Annotated in this window: 14 protein-coding genes; 6 read left to right on the top strand and 8 right to left on the bottom strand. The window is 47.9% G+C overall.

Going from position 1 to position 22,764, the window contains the following annotated elements; all coding sequences use genetic code 11:
- Window positions 1-15: 15 nt before the first annotated feature.
- The 7 genes from HGH91_RS20120 to HGH91_RS20090 form a co-directional block, all read right to left on the bottom strand.
- Complete coding sequence (locus HGH91_RS20120; RefSeq protein ID WP_168740577.1) at window positions 16-816, bottom strand: hypothetical protein; 801 nt, start codon at window positions 814-816, stop codon at window positions 16-18.
- 24 nt (window positions 817-840) lie between these two features.
- On the bottom strand, window positions 841-7,491 hold the full coding sequence (locus tag HGH91_RS20115; protein WP_168740576.1) for a hypothetical protein: 6,651 nt from the start codon (window positions 7,489-7,491) through the stop codon (window positions 841-843).
- Window positions 7,488-8,027, bottom strand: a complete 540-nt coding sequence (locus HGH91_RS20110) for a hypothetical protein (protein WP_168740575.1) — start codon at window positions 8,025-8,027, stop codon at window positions 7,488-7,490. The genes HGH91_RS20115 and HGH91_RS20110 overlap by 4 nt, the downstream gene beginning before the upstream one ends.
- The gene (locus tag HGH91_RS20105; RefSeq protein WP_168740574.1) at window positions 8,024-9,085 is read right to left on the bottom strand and encodes a DUF928 domain-containing protein; all 1,062 of its coding nucleotides are present in this window, start codon (window positions 9,083-9,085) and stop codon (window positions 8,024-8,026) included. The genes HGH91_RS20110 and HGH91_RS20105 overlap by 4 nt, the downstream gene beginning before the upstream one ends.
- A 42-nt stretch (window positions 9,086-9,127) precedes the next feature.
- On the bottom strand, window positions 9,128-11,596 hold the full coding sequence (locus HGH91_RS20100; RefSeq protein ID WP_168740573.1) for a hypothetical protein: 2,469 nt from the start codon (window positions 11,594-11,596) through the stop codon (window positions 9,128-9,130).
- 374 nt (window positions 11,597-11,970) lie between these two features.
- The gene (locus HGH91_RS20095) at window positions 11,971-12,300 is read right to left on the bottom strand and encodes a hypothetical protein (protein ID WP_168740572.1); all 330 of its coding nucleotides are present in this window, start codon (window positions 12,298-12,300) and stop codon (window positions 11,971-11,973) included.
- A gap of 80 nt (window positions 12,301-12,380) precedes the next feature.
- On the bottom strand, window positions 12,381-12,899 hold the full coding sequence (locus tag HGH91_RS20090) for a hypothetical protein (protein WP_168740571.1): 519 nt from the start codon (window positions 12,897-12,899) through the stop codon (window positions 12,381-12,383).
- A 220-nt stretch (window positions 12,900-13,119) separates the two neighbouring features.
- Between HGH91_RS20090 and HGH91_RS20085 the strand changes: the two genes are divergently transcribed.
- The 6 genes from HGH91_RS20085 (at window position 13,120) to HGH91_RS20060 (ending at window position 21,601) form a co-directional block, all read left to right on the top strand.
- Window positions 13,120-13,710: an RNA polymerase sigma factor gene (locus tag HGH91_RS20085; protein WP_168740570.1), complete on the top strand. Its 591-nt coding sequence runs from the start codon at window positions 13,120-13,122 to the stop codon at window positions 13,708-13,710.
- Between the two features lie 112 nt (window positions 13,711-13,822).
- Window positions 13,823-14,800: a FecR family protein gene (locus tag HGH91_RS20080; RefSeq protein WP_168740569.1), complete on the top strand. Its 978-nt coding sequence runs from the start codon at window positions 13,823-13,825 to the stop codon at window positions 14,798-14,800.
- 10 nt (window positions 14,801-14,810) lie between these two features.
- Window positions 14,811-18,224, top strand: a complete 3,414-nt coding sequence (locus tag HGH91_RS20075; protein WP_168740568.1) for a SusC/RagA family TonB-linked outer membrane protein — start codon at window positions 14,811-14,813, stop codon at window positions 18,222-18,224.
- A 23-nt stretch (window positions 18,225-18,247) separates the two neighbouring features.
- On the top strand, window positions 18,248-19,705 hold the full coding sequence (locus HGH91_RS20070) for a SusD/RagB family nutrient-binding outer membrane lipoprotein (RefSeq protein ID WP_168740567.1): 1,458 nt from the start codon (window positions 18,248-18,250) through the stop codon (window positions 19,703-19,705).
- Between the two features lie 29 nt (window positions 19,706-19,734).
- Window positions 19,735-21,015 (top strand): DUF5689 domain-containing protein, encoded by a 1,281-nt coding sequence (locus HGH91_RS20065; RefSeq protein WP_168740566.1) that lies wholly within the window; start codon window positions 19,735-19,737, stop codon window positions 21,013-21,015.
- 127 nt (window positions 21,016-21,142) lie between these two features.
- Window positions 21,143-21,601 (top strand): SRPBCC domain-containing protein, encoded by a 459-nt coding sequence (locus HGH91_RS20060; RefSeq protein ID WP_168740565.1) that lies wholly within the window; start codon window positions 21,143-21,145, stop codon window positions 21,599-21,601.
- A gap of 18 nt (window positions 21,602-21,619) precedes the next feature.
- Here HGH91_RS20060 and cfa read toward each other — a convergent pair whose 3' ends face one another.
- Window positions 21,620-22,741 (bottom strand): cyclopropane fatty acyl phospholipid synthase, encoded by a 1,122-nt coding sequence (gene cfa / locus HGH91_RS20055; protein WP_168740564.1) that lies wholly within the window; start codon window positions 22,739-22,741, stop codon window positions 21,620-21,622.
- Window positions 22,742-22,764 lie beyond the last annotated feature (23 nt).

Below are 22,764 nucleotides of genomic sequence, written 5' to 3'. Positions count from 1 at the left end.
TTAATAGGGTTAACATTAATATAAACTAACCAGGTCGTATCCGGCATAAGCTGCAGTAGCATGCCAGCCATCACGCTCCTTTACCAGGTAAGTACTTGTTTTCAGTAGAGCAGCCGGAATATGCTGCTCTCTCCACTCATTCACCGTCAGGATCACCTCTTTATCCAATTTGTTATTGAGCGGATCCCGCAAATTGGTAAGTCGCATGTATACCTGTTTTATCGCCATGGTAGAAGTATCATAGTCAAACCGGTATTCTTTGCAGGTAATATGGTTATCGCATAACATACGCATCCTGCTTTTTCCCGGGAGATCTTCGGTCACCATCCGGTAGTTATCACTTTGCCAGGTAACCGCCAGGCTGTCGGTGGGTAGCTGGAAAGGAGGCAATACCGTTTTTGCAGGCCCTATAAATATCTTCTTGGCCTTATGACTAACGGATATATACATATCAGACAGCGAAATCATCTCCATATCACCAGTTTGATAATACAGCTCCTTCCCCTTCCGGCAAAGCCGGAAAGGATTATGAAGAGTGGCCGAACTATCCGCCGGGTCATAGGCTGTCATCAACCCGGAGATATACAATTCCTGGCAGCCATTCATGTGATCATATACCGCCGCCAGCTGTCCCAGCTTGCGTTTCTCTTCTGCAGAGTAAACAATTCCCCGCTCCGGTGTTGCCGGCGCTACCGGAGCCACTGCCAGTTTTTTTGCGCGATGCATCCATTTCGGGATACCGGCAAAGGAAACAATTACGCCGCCAAGGATTATTACAGGTAACAGTATTTTTAATAACCATGCTACTTTCTTCATAGTAAGGGGATTCAATCAGTTTAATTAATTCATTTTACGGTAAACGGAACGGCTCTCTTTCAGGGTCATAATGCCAAGATCTGTTTCTTTCTTCACACGGATAAGTGTTCCCTCGTCGTCGTATTCATAGAAAGTGGCGAAATTATTTTCGTCCATTTCTGCCATTAAACGCAAGGTCTTATCATCATAAGCATATGTTTTAATAGTGGCATTATAAGGGAACAATCGTATATCGTCAATAGCCGCCGATGCCGAAGCTGGTATAATCAATTTTAAGTCCGTCGCATTAGCCGGCAGGTCAATTTCTGCTTCTACCAGCTTCCATCCCTCTACTACCGCTTTGAAAGTGAGGTTAAGATTCGTTCCATTGACGGATGGTGTAATATTGGGCACTGTATTGCCTACACTTCCATCTTTTACCCAGGCAGAGAAAATATACTTTTTGGATGGCTGCGGCTGAAATCCTTGTGGATACAGCCCTTTGGTGAGCTTTGTGATATATTGCCCGAAAGCATCTTTGTCCAGGTATTTACCATCTCCCGGCTGATGTTCCAGGGTATGTACTTTCGCCGACAGTGTAAGCGGAAGGGTTAATTTCAGGCTAAAATTACCACTATGCGCGTCGTCGGATTTAAGCATTGAAATATAATTAACGCCCAGTGTATTCCGTATATCGAAGCTGTCCATATTACAGCTTACAGCTCCACAAAGGCCGTTATAGTTATAGTCTTCAAAACCATCGTAGAAGATTTCTCTTCTCATGGCATTGCCGGCTACTGCTACCGGCACGGCCCCTCTATATCCGAACGAGGCACTGCTATACCGCAGGAGGGCATCTTTATTCTCCATTTCCTGTCCGTACTGATCGTATAAAGTAACGTAGCGGCTGGTCACCCACTTATCGTTGGCTGGCACTGCACTCCACTGAGCGTTGGCGGCGTCGTAATACCAGTAAGACTTAAACCCATTGAAATAACCGCTGCTACGCAGGTTCAGGCCGGCGCCCTTATTAGCAAATATCTGCTGGTCTACCCGGTTCACTTCATAGGCTTTTTCTTCAGATACCCGCCAATTGCCGAGGAATCCAGCCAGGTAAGGGTTCAGCGGACCGTTGATTGGCCTTGACTCGCACACAAACGGTGTATTGCACAGGTTCTCAATGCAGTCATACCGGGCTATTCTTCTCACGTTGTTAGCGTCTAGTACATAGGTATTTACGCTGTTGTTGGGATATACCATGTTTTTGGTAGAAAAAATGGTATTGGCGCTGGCATCCGACAAACCATATAACACATCAGGCGACTGGTTATAGACTTCCACGCCCGCAACACCAGGATTAGTGGTTTCTGTTCCTCCCGCCATATAGCTGTTGAGAAACTCAATCCGGATGGTATGCTTGCCCGCCGTCATTGAAATAGGAATCACTGTCCAGGTACTCCAGTAACTGCCAGGGGCTGGTGTATTCACGATCTGCACATTATCAATATATATCCTCATTAAATCGTCCACGCCATAACCCAGGGAATAAGTACCGGAGGTAGTAGCTGTAAAACAGGTTTCCATTCCCATCCAGGTATCCGTCACACTTTGCGATCTATTCAGCCATACGCCTGTCCAATATAAACGTCCGCAACTGCCGGATACCAGCAATGATTGGCTTTGTGCACCGGCCGATTTAGCCATCAGCGAAGATGTTCCTCCACCGCTACAATCTCCTCCCCAATAATAGTTTTTCTTCGTAACTACGCTGTTGTTAGCCAGCTTAAAAGAAGCACCGTTGATCCCAACGTCCGTCTTGCTGCTAACCATTGGTACCAGCTGCAAAGTATCGTTTACATTCTCTACAGCATAACGTTCGCACCGTGTGCCATCGGTACTCACAGAAAAACCGAAGGGACAGGTGGCGCATAACTTCGCCCCCCACTCTTCTTCATATAACACTGCCTTGGCGTCCAGTACTTTGTAGGCCGTATTATCTACTGTATCGAAAATGGCAATTTTTCCTCCTGCTACCGGGTTCTTCATGCTCACTACCGTTCCTGCAACACCGTCGAACTGGTTCCGGAAACCAGAGCGATACAGTTTCACCTGCCGGGCCATATTCTTTACTAACAATCCTGCATCGTCGATCACCCTTAAACGGAGGGTTGGATCACCGGTAGTTGCAGAACGGATCACCCAATATCGCTTACCGGGCGTACTACCGCCAGGCGTTATATCCATCAGTTCATCACCACCTGTGATAAAAGATGCATAAGAGCCCAGCACTACACCGTTGGCATCTGTTGTGAATGCCGGAAATACGGCATTCAAATTCTTATAGGCGCCCGATATTTTTTCATATTTCCAGTAAGCAGGCATATTAACGGAATATACCGGGTCATTAAATTCATTGTTGGTACGGGTTACCACCGGCTGCCCGGTATTCCGGTCAAACACCAGGTTATCAGAGGTGACGGTAGAGCCATTGATGGTTTTTACCACACTGCTCAGGATACCCGTTTGCTGTACTGTTTTGAGAATGGAAGCCGAACGGAATAACCGGTAGCTATCATTGTCCCTCCTGGGCCAGTGAGGAATAGCCACTACATAAATTAGTAAGGGAATTACGTCCACACCTGCCTGTACTGTTAACCCTATGTCTTTGGTTTCCTGCTCCCGCATGTCGGTCACCATTTCTATTTCACGGCCCAGCATTTCTGCAGGATTGATATTCCCTTTTTCATCTACCGTAGTTACCGAGTTGTTTAACTTTAATTTATCGGCATCCAGCGGATCGGACTTATAATAATAAACAGTGGAAGAAATTTCATTCCCACTCTGGTTAAACACCCTTTGCGCTTTGGGCTTGCCATGCATATCATTGAGCCAGATCACGTACCCCTGCGACATGGCCAGTTCATATACCTGGTTAGCGCCTGAGAAATTGGCCCATCCTGCCGGTCCATTTTGCGAAACATCCGGCCGTGACTGAGCTGCCACAATCACCGGGTAATCCCGGGCCGTGTAAAATTCATGCTGCAGCCACCCGGTAGCTTTCTGGGCATCCGCCTTACCGGTGGCATCCAGGTCGCGTACGGTTACTTTGCTATAACCTATTTGTGGGGAAGGAAACAATGATTCTCCAAACGGCTCTTCAAGATAAAAGTAATTCGTTAACGTACCCTTGGACTCCTGGCTATAGGGTACCGGCATACGCATAGGATTTTCATCCGCGCCAATAGCCGGCTCATAAGACGCCACCCCACTACTGATGGTTTCGCCGTTTACGGTAGTCCGATATTCGTACTCCTGTCCATAAGTAGCGCCGGGGGCTAACTTGCCACTCATATTATTCCAGTCATCGTTCATGCGCACACGTTTTACTCGGGCAGGTCCACCCAGCTTTATTCCATCTCCCTTTACTATCCTGGTAAAACTTTTACCTTTATTGATATTGATCGCAAAATCATTGTCGCGGGCTCTTTCATTGAAATTTTTTCGCAGCTCTGAGATATTCCCGATAGCATTTACAATGGCATTCAATGCCCGCTCTATACCCGTCGCATTCCGGATCCGGTCTTCATAACCCGGATAAGCATACTTCGGATATTCCAATCTCATCTTCTGCCAGGCGGCCATCACGAAAGGATTAACGGTAACGCCTCCCTGCGTCACATTTTTAAAGATCAGATCGTAGGTGCCATTTTTGTTGTTGCGCACCTTTGCCACCTCCCCGTAACAGGAGACGTTGTCATAATAACTATCCGCAGTAATACCAGGGCGGTCTGTTACGTTTACATTCATCTTCACATAGCAGTCATTCCTCCCGTTGAGATAATCGGTAACAAAATTGTCCAGGATACCTGCATCATTAGCCCCCCTCAGCGGTCCGGGGGCTGTAATCCTGATCCCCTGCGCATTCCGCAGGTTGGTGGTCACTGTTCCCGATGTATCTTTCACCAGGTCTAGTAATCCGACCATCTGCATGGCGCGGCGATCCTGCACATAAGCATAGTCCCCTGATTCATATTCTACGTCGATACTACCGCCGGTAGGCAGCGTTATTTTCGACAGGTTCCACAGCCGGGCATTACTGTTGGCTTGTGCCGTGTCCTGGACCGTATAAGGGAACTCGTCATTTTTCATGGTAAAACCGGCCTTTTTACTGGCTGAATCGGGGGCATAAGTTCCCCACCGGTCGGAAGCCATGTAGCCAAAAGACTTATTATTTGAATACTCGAAAGTATAAGGATGATGCGCTCCTTTCTTTGACGAACCATACGTAAAGTATACGCTCTTCAACGTCAGCTTTCCGCCACCATTAACACTATTGGGTATACCGGGACAAAGGGTATAATCGTAATTAAAATAAGCTGTTTTAATGGGCTGCGACAGGTCGCTCTTGGAGTACAAACGTATTTCCTTTAACCGGCGCTGCTTTACCCCACTATTAACATACCCCATTACACTACCGGAGGTCCCCAGGCCATCTTCCCTGTCTGCCGTAATAAAATAGGCAATCTTGGTTTTGGTTTCGATAGAATTCAGGTACCAGAGTTCTTTCCTGCCCGACACAATACTACCCTTATCATCATCCACATCTGCATTCAGCCCACGGTTAAACAGCGCTTTTCCGGGAGACAATGGCGTGCGCCAGCAATAGTCGCTCGCTACTTTTGAATAGTTAAATTTCACGGCTGTTCCCAGGTCATCATCTGTAATGCCATTATTGGTGAGGTCTACATAATCAGGGCTTAATATCGCAGTCAGGAGATAAGAAGACGCATAACCTGGCTGCGTTTCATGATGATAATATTGATCTTTGCCATAATTGTGTTTTACTTCATTATTATTATCCAATTCAGCGCCTATCAGGTTCGTTTTATCGGCCTGTGCGTCCTTTAATGCGGGATTAACGGCAAAAGTATACTCATCCTGCTGCAGATTGTAAACAGGCAATCCATACACAGCTCTCTTTCCATCTCTTTCGGTGACAGTAATTTCAGAAATATGGTGCCCGTTTTTTCCTCTTCGCCGGCTGATATCTGCCTGTTTCTCCGGGCCGCAGGCGGGCGCCGCTGTCATAGTAGAATCGTAAAACTTATAGGAAGGATAGGTTTTGTTGCTGGCATTCATGGAGGCTTCATCTGCCGTCAGGTAACTGATAGGGGATACCCGCATTTGCCTGCCATCCTTTTTGTACCCCTCGGTCGGAGTGTTAGCAATGTTCCCTTCTTTATCATGCACCTTTGCCTGCGCCGATCTACCATTCAATGATACCGCCAATAGCTTATCGCCCTGTATCCGGTTGATATAGTTTGGATCTTCGGCCGTTTGCTCCCCCATCATTTTAAAATACGCCTGCTCTTCCATAGGCTTGGTAGCATCCGATTTATAATCTGCAGCTGCCAGGAAGTCGTTGGCATTTTGCCATTTCCTGGTAATGTTGGTAATACTCTGTTTATAGATAGTAGTGCCTCCATGAAAATAAGCGCCAAACCCGAGGTCCTGGCCAAATGAAGAGTTGTCTGATTCATCGGCTGCGTATGGATCAAATACAACCCCGGTATTTCCCCGTTGCAGCCTGAACTGCCCGCTGCCAGCCTGGCTGGTGTAATTAAATACATCGGGGGTAGCTATGGGTACAGCAATGTTGGGCAGGTTGCGTATCACCGGGTTCTCTTTCTCCCGCATAAAGTCGGGGATCGATTCTTTTATACCTGTCCCCCTGTGGGCATATAAATAGCCAAACTCGGGGTTCAGGTGATTAGTAGAAAGCATCTCCTGCTTACTGAAATACCCGGTAAGACTAGCTCCTCCAAATACCGTGAAGGCCGTTCCTCCTACAGACAAGGTATAGGTTTGAGAAGTGGATCTATATCCGAAATTTATTTTAGGATTAAATGGCGGCGTATTATACATGTAAGTTCTGCCTGCTGTTAACTGCAACTTACCTACACCAAAAGATTCACCCAGCGTTAATTCTTTCAGTCCTTCCCGGGTGTTATAGCCCAGGTTGGCAGATACGCCTACACTGGCTGCAATGTTCTGTGATGCAAACAAGTCCATAGACAAGCCACTCGATACCGATACGCCGCTGCTGGTACTGGAGTTGATACCTCCATCGAGCCCCGCAGTCAGCATGCCCGAGTTCACCAGTCCGGCAGATATACCGGCATTCACACCAAATTCTGCTCCCATGCCAGTATAGCTATCACTGAATACACCCAGTGACACGCTTCCGGATACTTTGGCTACATCTAATCCCTTCAACTCCAGTCTCACCATGCCACGCCCTCCATATACATACCGGGGAGCCACATCGTGAAACGTTTTCACCGTGTCGCCGGAAAAATCATCCGGCACGCCCCTCAGCTGCCTGGTAATGGCGCCTACATTCAGATTCCAGCCAAGTCCAACCCAGCTGGCCTCATCATCCATGCCAACGCCAGAGGCATAACTAAGATTTACCGGGTAGCCATCTACATCCATTACCGGAATATTATATTTGAAAGCACCCGTAAAAAGGTCCACCATATCATTGCTGCTATAGGGGGTAAACTGTGCATGTTCCGGCTGGGTAGGTCCGGAGGTAAGCGCCATACTGTGAAGGGGCAACAAAGTTTCTGCTGTCAGCAATGACAGGAAGAATATAGCCAGCGCCTTTTTCGCTTTTATACTTTTAATCATCATAACCTGCAGCTTAAAGAATCTGATTTTTGGAGATAATTTTTTTGCAATGGAAATACCAGGCGGGTGGCGCTGAAAAGCCAGTCTTTATATACCAATGCCGCCTGCTGTACTGCAGCTAAGGGCTTTCGTTCAAAAATGACAAGGTATTCCACGCCGTTCAACTGACCATTGGCCATCCTTTGCGCCATCAATGGCGCCAGGGTATCCCGGTTCAGGATCAACTGAAATACGGTATCAAGTCCATAACTGGTACTCATCGGCTCTTCCTTTCGCTGATCCATATTATTATTGGCAGGCAATACATTTATTTTAAAGCACATTTCTGAATGATCTACCGATGTAGGCCGGTTATTCATCCGTTCCCAACATTCCGGTAAATAAGTGAGCCTTATCACTACATCGCCGATCCGCTTTTCCTGCAATAGTCCGCTCTGTTCATCTGTCATCAATTGTTGCAGTTCATTCCGGGAACGATCATGACAAGCCATCATACCGATGAAAATAACCGGGAGAAAAATTGTGAGCCGTATCTTCATTCTACTTCATTTTTATATAAAAATCTTAACTGGTAGCTCTCTCCATCTGGTAAACGGACGGATAGCTGGTAATAGTAACCATCGGTAAATGACTTGTTGTCTGTGAGATCAATGATAACATGGTTATTACCCCGCTCCAACTTTATCGTTGGTAGCTTCTTAACCACCTGTTCCGGCTTCGTGATACACGTAATGTTATACTGTAAATCGGCTTTATCGTAGATGTTATGCACTGCAAACAATAGCCGGCCCCTTGCTACATAGAAGTTTCCTTTTACCAGGTCTTCAATGTTCCGGAAGCTTTCCGGCACAAAGGGTTTACTGCTATCGGTACAATTAACTTTAAACGTCCATATCTCTGAATTGGCCAATATCAATTGTTCTTTGTATGCTGTTACCTGCCATACATACTCACGCCCTTCTTCCAGTGCCTTAGCAGAAGGTGGAAAAAAAAGCATAGGCAGATTGATATATTGCTGGTTGATAACAGGGAAATTATAACGCAGCGCTTCTGTTTTCGCCTGTCCTGGTTTTAATTCCACCAGTAATAGCCGGTACTGCAAACCGGGAATAGCAGGTAACAACGGCTGCCAGTAGAAAGAAGGACGCTTGTCACAAATATCATCTTCATCTGCCGGGCTGGTCAGGAGCAGGGGAGAAAATGGTTGCAGGTAGTAGTCAAAGCATTGCGTACCTAACGACTCTCCACCATGATTAGCCTCCCCGAGTAATTCAAAACAATACTCATAATCCCCCTCTGTAAAGTAACCCGACTGGCGGCATATGGTGGCAATTTTACCATTTCCGAAATTAATTCCGGCACCAGAGATAAGACCCGCTGGCAGCGGATTTACACCAGGTCTTACTTCAAATGGTTTTGTTTTGATAGTTACTACCTTTCCCTCCCTGGGAACAGTAACTGTCACCTGTAGCCTCGCCATAAAGCGTTCCGAGGCAGGCCCTGCGATCCTTACCTGGAAAAGACCATCCAATGTTCTGCCCTGCACTTCCGGCAGGAATACAAAAGATACCTGGGCTGCTGCATAAGTCTGCATCAAAAGAAAGCAGCTTATGATCCAATATTTTAACCTTCTCATATACTATCTGTTCAATTGGTAATTTAAAGCCAGCTGTGTGTTGATGTTGCCGAAGAGATAATTCTGGGGTGTATTCAACAGCTGCTTCCTGCAATCTGCATACAGGTTGAGGTGCAAACGCTCTGCCAGTGAGGCGCTCACCGTTTGCCGCAAACCTATCTGCCGTACCACATTTTTATTATCGAGGTAATTGATACCACTGCTGCAAGACCAGATTTTACCCAGTTGGTAACTCCACCCGGTTTCAGCGGTAAACAGGTTACCGTACAAGGCCTGGTCTTTTACATCTTTATTATAGAAAACTGATACGGATAACACATGGGTACCGATCACGATGCTATGGTTAATATTCAGGTTGATCAACAAACTCTTCATGGGCAGAATATCCATCTGCTGCACGCCGAAACTGATGTTATTATTCTGCTGGTAGGAAAATAGTTTTCCACTTAACTGTGAGGCAACATTGATCTGCCGGTTAAGATATCCCATCTCAGGAAACAAATGGCTGGTGTTTTTCATAGTAGATTGTCCTATACGGGCCGACAATGAAAAATTCTTTTTTACCCTGATACGGGTATCCAGTGTATATTGACGGTTTTTCCACCCTGCGCTACCGCTGGCAGCCGTATTCATATCCTGCAGATCTGTTCTGAAGCCCACCATTACTTTCCGCTTGTTCCAATAGCGTTTCACGTTCAATCCATAACGTATGGTACCACGGCTACCGCCAGGCGATCCAGGGTTCGTATAGGCGAGCCCGGAATAGTTAAAGTACACTCTTTGCGACATCCTGGCGGCCTTCCATTCCCCGTTATAGTCAAGTCCGGCAGAAAAAGTTTGCCAGAAATCATCCAACAGGGTAAAAGCAGCCGTCTTGGAAGATAGCGCTGCAGTGTTGCCTGTGGCCGCATTATTAAACGAGGTATTCGACTTGGAAATATCCGCAGTAATAGCGCCATATTCTCCCAGGTCGATTTGTTCGGAAAATGCCCCAACAAAAATATTCCGCTTCAGGCTCTCCGCATCAAACCCGCCGTAGTTCTTATTCCTGGTATTCGCATTCATCAGCGCGATGTGACTATGGGACGCATTTATATCTCCCTGCCCCGTTTGCAGGAACTGCATACTATAAGCTCCGGGATCCAGGGAAGACGTAAATTGCCTGTCTTTTAAATCACCTCCCAGGCGGGTAGTACCCAAGCCCAGCATAAGGAACTTTTGCTTGTTTAAAAATTCACCCTGTACACCAGACATAAATAAATCCTGCACACCCCCTTTGCTGCCATTGGCTGCAATATTTCCTATATTCAAACGCTTTGTCTGTAATAACAGGCGCTGGATAAAATTCAGTGGCAGCAACTCTTTTATGTTCCTTTTTTGCGCTTCCGGATCATTCACCCGTTGCTGTATGGTACCATTCATTTTATGTTGTGCGGCAAGGGCTTCTTTGGCTTGTAACCCCTGTACTACATTGTTTTTCACTTCACTCAGCCGTCGCAGGTATTGTTGCGCTGCCAATACAGTTTGCTGATGCCCGGACATCATCCCTGTACTATCAGGTACTTTACTGTTCAGATCTTCGGCTGTCAGTTGCAATGTTTTGTTGTCCAGTAACAGGCGCCTGATTTGGTTGCTGTCCAGGTAAATGAGTTGCTCTGCCGACACCAGGTTGCTAAATGCCAATGCCTGCTGTGGAGAGGTAATCGCTTTCATTTCTTCCTGTATATCATTCACCTGCTGGGTAGCGAAAGACTTCACCGCACCGGCTACATCTATATCTCCCAGGAAATACTTCTTCAGGTCGTACGATTTGTTGAGATACCCGTTGAGCCTATCCATATAGGCGTCTTTGTCAAATGAAAATTTCTTCAGCTGTTGGTCCGCCCAGCCCTGGTCAAATGGTGAATTGCCAGCCAGGTTGTTAAATACGATATTAACAGGAATATTACCCACTACAACCATATCCTCCAACTGGAGTCCTATACCGGACTGTAAAACGGCGCCAGGGGTATTGTCATAAAACGCGCTACCAGAAAGCACTTTAAGATGATTGCTATAAGCGCCGGCTTTCATCAGGGATAAAGCGTTTGTCTCATTTTTCAAAGCATAAAAGCCTCTCAGCTTTCCTGCCAGGTAAGCCGGCAGTCCGGCGGTATCGCGAAATAGCTGAAGGCCGCGGTTTACCTGTTGCAACTGTTTGGCACCATATACAGCATTAACATGCCGGGAGAAAAGCTGGCGTACAGAATCGTTTAGAGGTTTCCCATTTATATGATGAAAAACATCGCCGGAACCACTTCTCCGGTTCAGTGAATCTATCACCGCCACTTGCAATGCCGGATTGGTATTCAACAGGCGATTATAATATTCGGTGGTACCCACACGATCACGGGGCACCTGTGGCTGCCGCTGCGCCCAAAGCAGCCCAGGCAGGCATATAGCCACCACGACAGAAAGTAGATTTCTTGACATATTAATCAAAACAGGATTTGGGGGATTAGAAATGCCTGACAAGGGCCTCACTACAGGGATTCGGATTAATCTTTGAATACCACAGACAAGACACTATCTCATAGAAAAAATATGAATCCGGGAAAATAATAATATAGCCTCACGGGCCATGCGTACATAAAGGAATAGGAATGACAATTTCATAAAATATAGGATTAAATCAACAATAGCGCTGCTCACTTTCGAGGTTAACACGCATTATAAAACTAGTATAAAAAATTGAATTTCAAACAAAATTAATTTTTCAAATCATCCCACTGCTACCGCAACCTTGATCCGCCCGTTTCATTTCCCACTCGCCGGGGCCCCAAACCAGGAGCCCCGGGCCCCCTCCACTACACCTTCACCACCGCAATCAGCGCCGCCAATACCGTTGCGCCCAGCAACAGGTAATAAGCCCATCTCGACAGCGGCCGTTTATCATAGATACCATTGATCACTCCGACCAGTAAAAATAAACTCAGCTTAGGGACTATCTTGTAATAGTTGACTGCCGGGTATTTCAGGGCCACCAGGGCAATACCGGTGCACAGGATCAGGATACCCAGGGGAAGCCCCCACTTATCTTTGGCAGGCTGTTTTATAGGAAATAAAAGCGCCAGGCGGCATAAGTACAGCAGGAAAGCGCTCACGTGAATGATCAGTATAATGTTGAATAACAGCATGTGAATAAAATTGATTTGTTATACCTGCAAAGCTATCCCGGCGTACCTCCTTTCTGATGCACCTGGGTTAATAAATTGACTTACTTCAAAAAATATGGTGGCATCCCCGGCAAAGGTTCCGGCTGCCGGGTAAATGGTAACTGCTGCTGGATATACACACGGCCGGCCTGTTCAATATGACTATCCAGCTGAAAGAACAAACTGGCCCTGGTGGCGCCCAGCAGCTCGTTCATGGCAGGGCTGTGCTTCATTTGCAGGCGTACATAAGCAAGGTCATTGCTGATCAGCTGCCTATTGAGCATATCCGCCCGGGCGTTGTCCGGTAAAGCATTGACGTCATGGTACATCGTCAGCAATGCATAGCACTCCGATAACCAGGACCTTTTATCCCTCTCATAGTCGCTCCAGGCAGCTTCAAATGCGATCGCCTCCTCGGGAGTGATATGAAGATAGCCTGATACCAGCGTAAACTTGTCTTTCCCGAAAACCCGCGCCACCGGGCTGTTCTCCGGTTTACCACCGGTAACAATGGTAATATGCTGCGCGCCGGCATTGACAGCAATACCCATCATCACCATCCAAATAAATAGCCTTCTCATATACTGCGTTTTCAGGGTAACTCCCCGACAGGAAGATCATAGCAGGCCTGCATGCATATGATCAGCGATGGCATACCTATACCGGGAAAATAAAATTATAGCACCGCAACGCACCCTATTTGCGCATCCGAAAATATCCCCCGCGCAGTATGAACTTTTTATTAAATTAGAGAACGTTGAAGTAATTAAACTATCGCCTTACTTAATTTCGCCACCCTATATGCAACCTGTATCAGAACTAAATGGAGCGGAGTGGAATCAGCAGACTTTTAAAGTTTTGTATGATGAGTATTATGTACTGGTAAGCCGGTACTGCTACGCGTTTACGGGCGATTATGAACTGGCCCGGGATATTGCCGCCGAATTGTTTTGTGACCTCTGGCGCCAACGTGCCAACATCCGCGTGAACGCCAATATCAAAAACTACCTGCTGGTAGCCGCACGCCGCCGCTGCAAAAAACATAAAGACAAACTCCCGATCACCGTCACCATCGCAAACGACCAATTAGAAGAAGGCATATCGCATCATACCCCCGATACGCATATGGTCCATAAAGAATCAAAAGCAGCGCTGCAACAATTGTTATTGCGACTCGACCCGGTAAAAAAAGAAATCATTGATCTCAAACTATTGGGCCTCACCAATAAAGAAATTGCCCACCTCCTCCATGTTACTCCCAAGAAAGTAGAGTACCAGCTCAACACCGCCATCCGGGTATTACAGGATGAAATCAAAACGATGCAGCTCACTGCGCAGGACTGCGAAATTGGCCTCATGATCGGCTCCCTGTTGCTGCTAATTCCTTCCTGACAATCCCACCAAACCCTTTACGGTAGCAAAAAATCACTTGTTAACAATTCCTTAACACACATTCACAGGAATTTGCGCCCGTCGCCTCCTCCTCTATAATAAACGGCTTACTTTGAACGCTAATATCTTATTTCGTTATATCCATGAACTATCAGATGCCGCCGAACGGGAAATGGTAGTTGCCTGGCTGCAGGAATCGGAAAAAAACAGGGATATACTGGCCGCACTGGCGCAACGCAAACTGTCGCTCGAAAAAGCGGCCGATAAAGACAGCGCCGCCGCCGACTGGCTCAAAATACAAACCGGTATACAGGAAGCGCCCGTCAGAAAAATGTTTCCCTGGAAACGATACAGCGCAGCTGCCGCCATAGCAGCCCTGCTCTGCACCGCCGCCTGGTACGGAGTGCATCGCCCAGGCCCCGTTACGCCACACCTGGTAAAACTGGCTACCACGGCCCGCGACAAGAAACGCATTACCCTGCCCGACAGCACCGAGGTATGGCTCCAATACAACTCCTCCATTACCTACGATGCCGCCACCTTCCACAACAGCGAACGGTGCGTGACCCTCAAGGGAACTGCCTTCTTCAACGTTACCAGCAACGCAGCCCAACCTTTCCGGGTACAAACACCTCATACAGCCATTACCGTATTAGGTACTTCTTTTCATATCAACGCACGCGAAAATGCACCACAGGAAATTGCCGTGGCCACCGGTAAAATTAATGTGACCGCCGAGCAACTCAATATCAACCTGCTGCCGGAACAAAAAATCACCTACGACCCGGTTACTCATAAGACTACTAGCAGCCATATTTCCCTGCACCAGGTAACTGGCCTGAGAGATAATAAACTGGTATTTGAAAACGACGACTTACCCGGCATCGCCGCAAAACTGGAACAATGGTATAACCGTAAAATTATTATCCGTGGTACACCACAACGGGTATCCTTCACCGGTAGTGTAGAAGACAACGGCATTCACGCCGTACTCGGGGGACTCAGCTTCCTCGCAGGGATACAATACCAGGTGACCGCAGACAGTGTTATTCTTTCTTTACAATCAAATTCTCTCCGGAACAACAAATAAATAATGTAGCATGAAAAAAATTATTGGCGGGCTGTGTTGCCTGGTACTGGCGGGGTCAGTATGGGCGCAGACGGCTACCCGTGTCATCCAGTTTAGCAAAAAAAAGATGTCCCTCCAGGAGGTGATCACCACCCTCCAGCAACAAGAAAAAATAGCGGTGCTGTACAACGATAAAATAGTGCGCACACGCCATGAACTACAACTGCCGGCAGAAAAAATGCCGCTGGAAAAGCTGCTGGCCCTGATCGCCGCGCAAACCGGCTTCGATATAAAGCTGCAGGGCAACAATATCTACATTAAAGACAAAGACACCGCCGCGGTAGAAAAAGTACCCGTAAAAGGCGTAGTGTTGGGCAGCGACGCCGACGGAGCCTTACCCGGCGTAAGCATCTCTATCGATGGAAAAACCGCCGCCGTTACCGGCGAAAATGGCATCTTCGATATACAGGCACCCGTTGGCAGCCACGTGGTATTCCGCGCCATCGGCCTCGATCCATATACCTACCCGGTAGCCGGCGCTGCTGCCAATCTCAAAATAAAAATGCAGCAAAACATCACCCAGCTGGAAGGCGTAGTGGTGACGGCGCTGGGCATCAAGCGCGATGAAAAAGCACTGGGATACGCCGTCAGCAAAGTAAGCAATGAACAGCTTACCGATGCACTGAGTAACAACTGGACCAACGCCCTCACCGGGAAAGTAGCCGGCCTCAATATGCTGAAATCCAACGGAGGCCCCGCTGGTTCCACTAAAATTATACTGCGCGGCGAAAACAATATCACTGGTAACAGCGAAGCCCTCATCGTGGTAGATGGCGTTATTATCAATGGTAGCAGCGGCAAACAAACCGGTAATGGCAGCGGCTCCTATCTCGATGGCGACTCTCCCACCGATTTTGGTACCAGCCTCAATGATATCAATCCCGATGATATTGAAAGCGTATCTGTATTGAAAGGCCCCGGCGCTGCCGCCCTATACGGCGCCAGGGGAGCCAACGGCGCCATCATCATCACCACCAAATCCGGTAAAGTGAAAAAAGGATTAGGCGTTACCGTTAACTCCAATGCTACCTTCGAAACAATTAACCGCTGGCCCGACTATCAATACGAATACGGGCAGGGCGCATCCGGACAAGATACCTGGTACTCCTACGGCGCTACCGCCGATGGCGCCAGCACCCGCAGCACCAGCTCTGCCTGGGGCCCTAAATTCGACGGACAAATGTACTACCAGTATGATCCCGTTACCCATACCGGTGGCACCGTCAGAACCCCGTGGGTGCCTTATAAAAACAACCGTAAAGATTTCTTCAATACCGCCAAAACTTTTACCAACAGTGTAACACTGGAAGGCGGTAATAACAATACCTCCATCCGGTTGTCCTACACCAACCTGAATAACAACTGGATCGTACCCAATACCGGCTATGGCAGGAACACGGTGGCATTATCCGTCAACCATAAAGTATCGGATAAACTGCAGATAGCTACCAAAGTAAATTATACCAATAAGAAAAGTGATAACCTGCCCTCCAGTGGTTACAACAACCAAACGATCATGTATTTCATCCGGGGCATGGTGCCCAACGCCAACCTCGACTGGTTCAGGGAATACTGGTTACCCGGGCAGGAACAAATGGCGCAAAACCGTCCTTTCAGCAGCCTGCTCGACAATCCTTACCTGCAAGCCTATGAAATGCTGAATAAAGTAAACCGCAACGGCGTTATTGGTAATATATCCGCTACCTACAACTTCACAAAAGATCTCAGCCTGATGGTGCGCACATCGCTGGATTACAGCACCGAAAGCCGTTCCCAGCAACGTCCAAAAAATACCCAGAAGTTTGCAGATGGTATGTTCCGTACACAAAACATTTACTCCCGTGAACTGAACAACGACTTCCTCCTGCGTTACCACCGCGCGGTTACCAGCAAGTTCGACGCCACCATCTCCCTGGGAGGCAGCCAGATGCACAACTTCTACAATCGCGATGAAGTACGGGCCGACAAACTCAGGTATCCCGGCGTATACAATTTTGCCAACAGCAAAAACATCCCGGTAGCATTGCCATACAACTCCCAATATGCAGTGAACAGCTTCTATGGCCTGGCCCAGTTCAGCTACAATAACTACCTGTTCCTGGATGTGACCGCGCGTAACGACTGGAGCAGCACCCTTGCATCGGAAACCTCCACGGATAATACCTCCTTCTTCTATCCTTCCATCAATGCATCGGCTATCCTGTCGGATATCTTTAAACTGCCGGTAGCCATCTCCCTGCTGAAGGTAAGATCGTCCGTTTCAGGTGTAGGTAGTGGTGGTACCACTCCTTACTTTACCCGCTTCGGTTATCTGAAAGAACAATTCCAGAGCGGTCTTTCCAACCCGGGATATATTGCCAATCCCAACCTGAAGCCGATGAAGACCATCAGCGTGGAAGCAGGAATAGACGCCAGCCTGTTCCAGAACCGCCTGGGTTTTGGTATCACCTTCTATCAAAACAATACCCATAACCAGATCATACAAGCGCCACTCGACAAAGCCACAGGCTTCAAAGGCGCCATCATCAATGCCGGTACGGTGGCCAACAAAGGCATCGAAATAGAAGCTAATGCCACACCGGTGAAAAAGCCCAAAGGCATTACCTGGATCGTGAACGGTACTTTTGCCGCTAACCGCAGCCGCATCAGCTCTCTCCCCGATGGCATTGAAACCTATGTAATGTCTACGGGTCCTGCTGGCCGTGGGTCCATTGAAGCCCGCCCCGGCGGACGAATGGGCGATATCTATGGCCTGGGCTATCAACGCTCTCCCGACGGACAAATCATCTATAACGATCAGGGCTATCCGCTGTTGTCCGAAACCGCTTCTTACCTCGGTAATACCAACCCCGACTGGAAAGCAGGGATCACCAACACCTTTACCTATAAAAAATTCCGCTTCAGCTTCCTCTTCGACGGGCAAACCGGTGGCGTAGCCTACTCCCTCACCCACTCTGTGCTGGCAGAAGAAGGCAAACTGAAAAAGACCATCCCCGGCCGCTATAACGGCATCATTGGCGATGGCGTGATCAGGAATGCAGATGGCACTTTCCGTAAAAATGAGGTGGTAGCGGCTAACATTCAAACTTATTACTCCGAACATTTTAAGCGGGATAATATTGAATCCAACCTGTTCAGCACCGACTTTATCAAACTACGGGAAACCCGGTTGGATTACACCCTCACACCACAATTCCTGAAAAAAATCGGGTTCACCAAAGGCACCATCGGCCTGTATGGCCGCGACCTGCTGGTATTCAGCCACTGGCCTTCCTTTGACCCGGAATTTGGTACACTGGGAGATGGAGACATCAACGCCGGTTTTGAAATCGGTCAGTTCCCCTCCACCCGGAGCTTTGGTATTAACCTTACCGCATCATTCTAGTTTTTATCGCAAAAAGAAGTATCATGAAAAATATCAGGATCACTGCCTTTTCTTTAATGGCCACCCTCTGTATCGGTACGATGGCCTGTAAAAAGGATTTCATCAACATCAACAACGATCCCAACACATCTCCGGTAGCCACCCCGGAAACCTTGCTGGCGCCAGCATTATATAGTGTAATTAATAATAACCAAACCCGCGCCCTTCGCCTCACCAATGAGTTGATGCAGGACCATGTGACCACCACCAATTCCGATGAAATACACCGCTATATCATCCGTCCCGGCGAATCAGATAACATGTGGAATAACTGGTACCTGGCCCGCACCAACTTCATAGATATGTACAAAGGCGCCCAAAAATTACAGTCCAGTACCTATATGGGTATTGGTTTGATCCTCGATGTATGGACCACCTCCATGATCACGGATATGTTTGGAGATGTGCCTTACTCAGAAGCCAACAGGGGGCGCGATACGATTTACCAACCCAAATTCGACGCGCAAAAGGATATTTACACCGACCTGTTTCGCAAGCTGGAAGAAGCCAATACCTTGCTGGCTAAAAAGCAAACCGTTCCTACCGACGATGCCCCGCTGGATCCCCTGTACAAAGGTGATTCCACGGTTAACCAATGGCGCAAATTCGGCAACTCTCTTTACCTGCGCCTGCTGATGCGCGCTTCAGCAAAAGCGGAAATCAATGCAGCGGCCAAGATAAAAGAGATCGCAGAAACGAATACCGGCAACTATCCCATCTTCCAGAACAACGAAGAATCTGCCATCCTCCGCTTTACCGGCGTACCTCCATATACTTCTGCTTTCTATACTTACCGGGAATTTGACTTCAACGGTGATAACGGACTCTCTACCTTCTTCATCAACAACCTGAAAGAATGGGGCGATCCCCGCATCGCCAAATGGGCCACTACCGTAAGCGGCGCCTATGAAGGTATTCCCAGCGGATATGCGCCGGGTAATATTCCCCAACGCATGTCTTACTATCCCAAAGCACTCATGAATGAACCGTTACTGGGTAATATCATGAACTATTCCGAGCTACAGTTTATCCTGGCGGAAGCGGCCCTTAAAGGCTATATCTCCGGCGCCCCTGCTACCTACTACAATAAAGGGGTGGAAGCCGGGATTACACTCTGGGGGCTCGCCGTACCATCAGGGTATACCAACCGTGAAGGGGTGAAATGGAACGACGCCCTCTCCCTGGAAGATAAAATGGAGATGATCATGGTGCAGAAATACTATAGCCTCTTCTTTACCGACTTCCAGCAATGGCATGAATACAAACGCACCGGCCACCCCGTATTGCCTAAAGGCCCCGGGTTGCAGAACAACGGTGTGATGCCGGCACGCTTCAAATACCCGGTATATGTACAATCGCTCAACCGTACCAACTACCAGAAAGCGGTAGCAGCCATGGGTGGCGATGACCTGAACGTGAAAGTATGGTGGAACAAAAATTAATTCTTTAGCGGAAATAAATAATATCAATCATGAAATATATACGTTTCTCAGCAGCCCTCTTACTGGCAGGCATGGCCTTCACCGGTTGTCTGAAGAAAGATATCGATTATGCACATGGCACCCCCAGTCCCGTGGCCGCCGTGGAAGTATTACGCAACACCTATAAAGGCACCACCTTTCAATTGACCACCGACCACCTGATGGGCGCCGGTCGCATCAATGGCGTGGTAATTTCCGATACCAGCTCCGGCAACCTGTCCGCCGGCAACCTGGTGATACAGGACCAGGGCCGTGGTATCCTCCGTGGTATTACCATTGCCATGGGCGCCAATACCGCCGTTAATTATAGTGTAGGCGACTCCGTTACCATCAACATTGTAGGCGCCACGCTGTCGAATGTAAACGGCTCCCTGCAACTCAGCGGCATCGGCCCGGATAAAATTACCCTGCTGAAACGGAAAGCGAAAGTCACGGTGAAAAGCATTTCCCTGTCTGAACTGGCAGCCAATTTCTCCAACTACGAAGGCACCCTGGTAAAAGTGAATGCAGATTTTAAAAACCTGCCGTCCCCCACCGATACCTATGCCGGAGATAAACAGCTGTTTGATGGGCTGAATGCTTCCATCGTATTACATACCCTGGAAAGCGCTGCCTTTGCAAAGGACAAAATGCCTGCCAGCGCTACCTTCACCGGTATCCCGGTGTACTACAACGCCAATGGGAACTTCACGGACAGTAATACGGTTAAACAATTACGTTTACGTACAGCCAAAGACGTTAGTAATGCCAGCGGACCTTTATATGCTGGCTACCCGGAAGATTTTGAATCGCCCGACGCCGCAGAAAAAGGAAGCTATGCCGCGAAAGCCATCACCTTAAAAACAGGCCTGTGGCTGCTCGACCAGGCGATATTGGGAACCACGAAAGATCGCGACCGGTTCAATCCTACCGGCAAACAGTGTATACGTATGCAGCAAAACCTCGACAAATCCGGATATGTACAGATGAACTTTGATCTGCCCAATGGCGCGTCGAAAGTAACACTGTCGTATGGCTCCTACTATACCGATGCCAGCTGCAGCTGGTTGCTGGAATACTCTACCAACCAGGGCGCTAACTGGTTGCCCGCCAGCGATACTATCCGCGATGCCAGCGCCACCGCTAAAACCGCTACTTTCCTGATGAATATAAAAGGCCCTGTACGGTTTCGTATCAACAAGCTGGGATTAGGGACTACCGATAATCTCCACATCTTCAATGGCCGCCTGAGTATTGAAGATATTGCCATCTTTAAAGCGCTGAGCTATTAACAAAATCAGCTACCTGCTATTACCCACTGACCTTCTTCCTAAAAAAAAGAAGGTCAGTTTTATTTTAGAAAGGGCTTCACAAGGCTCTTTTTCGTATATTCGTTATCCTCACCAAACACGCCCTGTTATGCAATCATTAGAAATCAATGCTGCTATCCAGGTAGCCAAACCAAGGCAGGAAGTTTTCCAGGCCATTATCGACCCGAAGAAAATGTCAGGCTATTTCATTTCCAGGGGCTCTGCCACTATGGAAGCCGGTAAAGAAGTGACCTGGCAATTCCCTGAATTTCCCGACCAATTTACCGTCAAAGTGCTGAAAATTGTACCGGATGAATTGGTTTCCTTTGAATGGGAAGGCGCTAAAGATCATCATCTCACCGTAAACATTGCGCTCACGGAAAGGCCCGGTAACGCTACATTGATAAAGATCTCCGAAGGCAAAATGGATAATAATGAAGCCGGTATCAAATGGCTGAAAGGAAACACCGAAGGATGGGCTAACTTCCTCGCTTGTTTGAAAGCATATCTGGAGTACAATATTAACCTGAGAACAGGCGGATTCGACTACCTGAAAAAAGAGGGATAGTGCTTTCTGTAACTGCCCCTAAGGCAGGTTAAACCGGTATCCTCCCGGAACGCCATTTTTTGAAAGCACGATTTGCCACAACTGACTTTTCCTCGCCCGGAAAGAACCAGCGCAGGAAAGCAGGTAATACTTCCACATGCGGAAAAAAGTGGGGTCATAACGGGATTTGAGCTGGTCCCAATGCTGTACTACATTGTCGTACCAGGCCATCAGCGTATGATCGTAGTTGACGCTAAAATTCTGCCAGTGCTCCATCACAAACAATCCTTCTATAAACTGTCCTATCAGGCGGATGGTGGGAATCATGGCGTGGGGAAAAATGTATTTATTCAGCCACCGGTCTGTAAACGGATTAGCGGTATTACCGCCAATAGTATGCAATAGAAACAACCCATCATCTTTCAGGCAACGGTGTACCATTTGCAGGTAAGTACCATAATTTTTATACCCTACGTGTTCAAACATGCCCAGGGATACAATGGCATCAAACGATTCATGTACCGCACGGTAGTCGGTTAGCCGTATGTCTACCGGCAGGCCCTTGCAACGGGCGGCTGCCAGCTCGGCTTGTTCTTTGGAGATGGTAATGCCGGTTACCTTTACGCCATAATGTTCGGCAGCGTAGCGGGCAAAACTCCCCCACCCACAACCGATGTCCAGCACATGCATACCGGGTTGCAGCTGCAATTTGCGGCAGCTCAGCTCCAGCTTATATTCCTGCGCTTCATCCAGAGTATGCGCCTTTTCCCAGAAGCCGCAGGTATAAGTCATCCGCTTGTCGAGCATGGCTTCAAAAAGATCATTCCCGATATCATAATGCGCGCTGCCATTGCGGTAAGCCCTGGAAGAGGTCTGGAAATTCAGTAGCCGGGCCACCAAAATCTCCGCCTGGAACGACAGGCTCTTTTTGACCTGTACGTCCAGGTTGGCCCTCAATATTCTGGCAAAGAACTCATCGGGGCGCTCGCAGTCCCACTGCTGCTGCACATACGACTCCCCTAATCCCAGGGAGCCGTTGTGCAATACTGCTTTATAAAAAGTGTCGTCATGTACCTGTATGTCCCATGGTTGTTGGCCGTTGACCGTAATGCCGGCGGAAGATAAAAGATGAGTGATAATTTCTTTTGGTGTACGGACCATAGCTGTTCGATCTTTGATGAATC

It is taken from the genome of Chitinophaga eiseniae, assembly GCF_012641265.1.
In the GTDB taxonomy this organism is placed as follows: domain Bacteria; phylum Bacteroidota; class Bacteroidia; order Chitinophagales; family Chitinophagaceae; genus Chitinophaga; species Chitinophaga eiseniae_A.
This window is presented reverse-complemented; position numbering and strand designations above follow the sequence as displayed.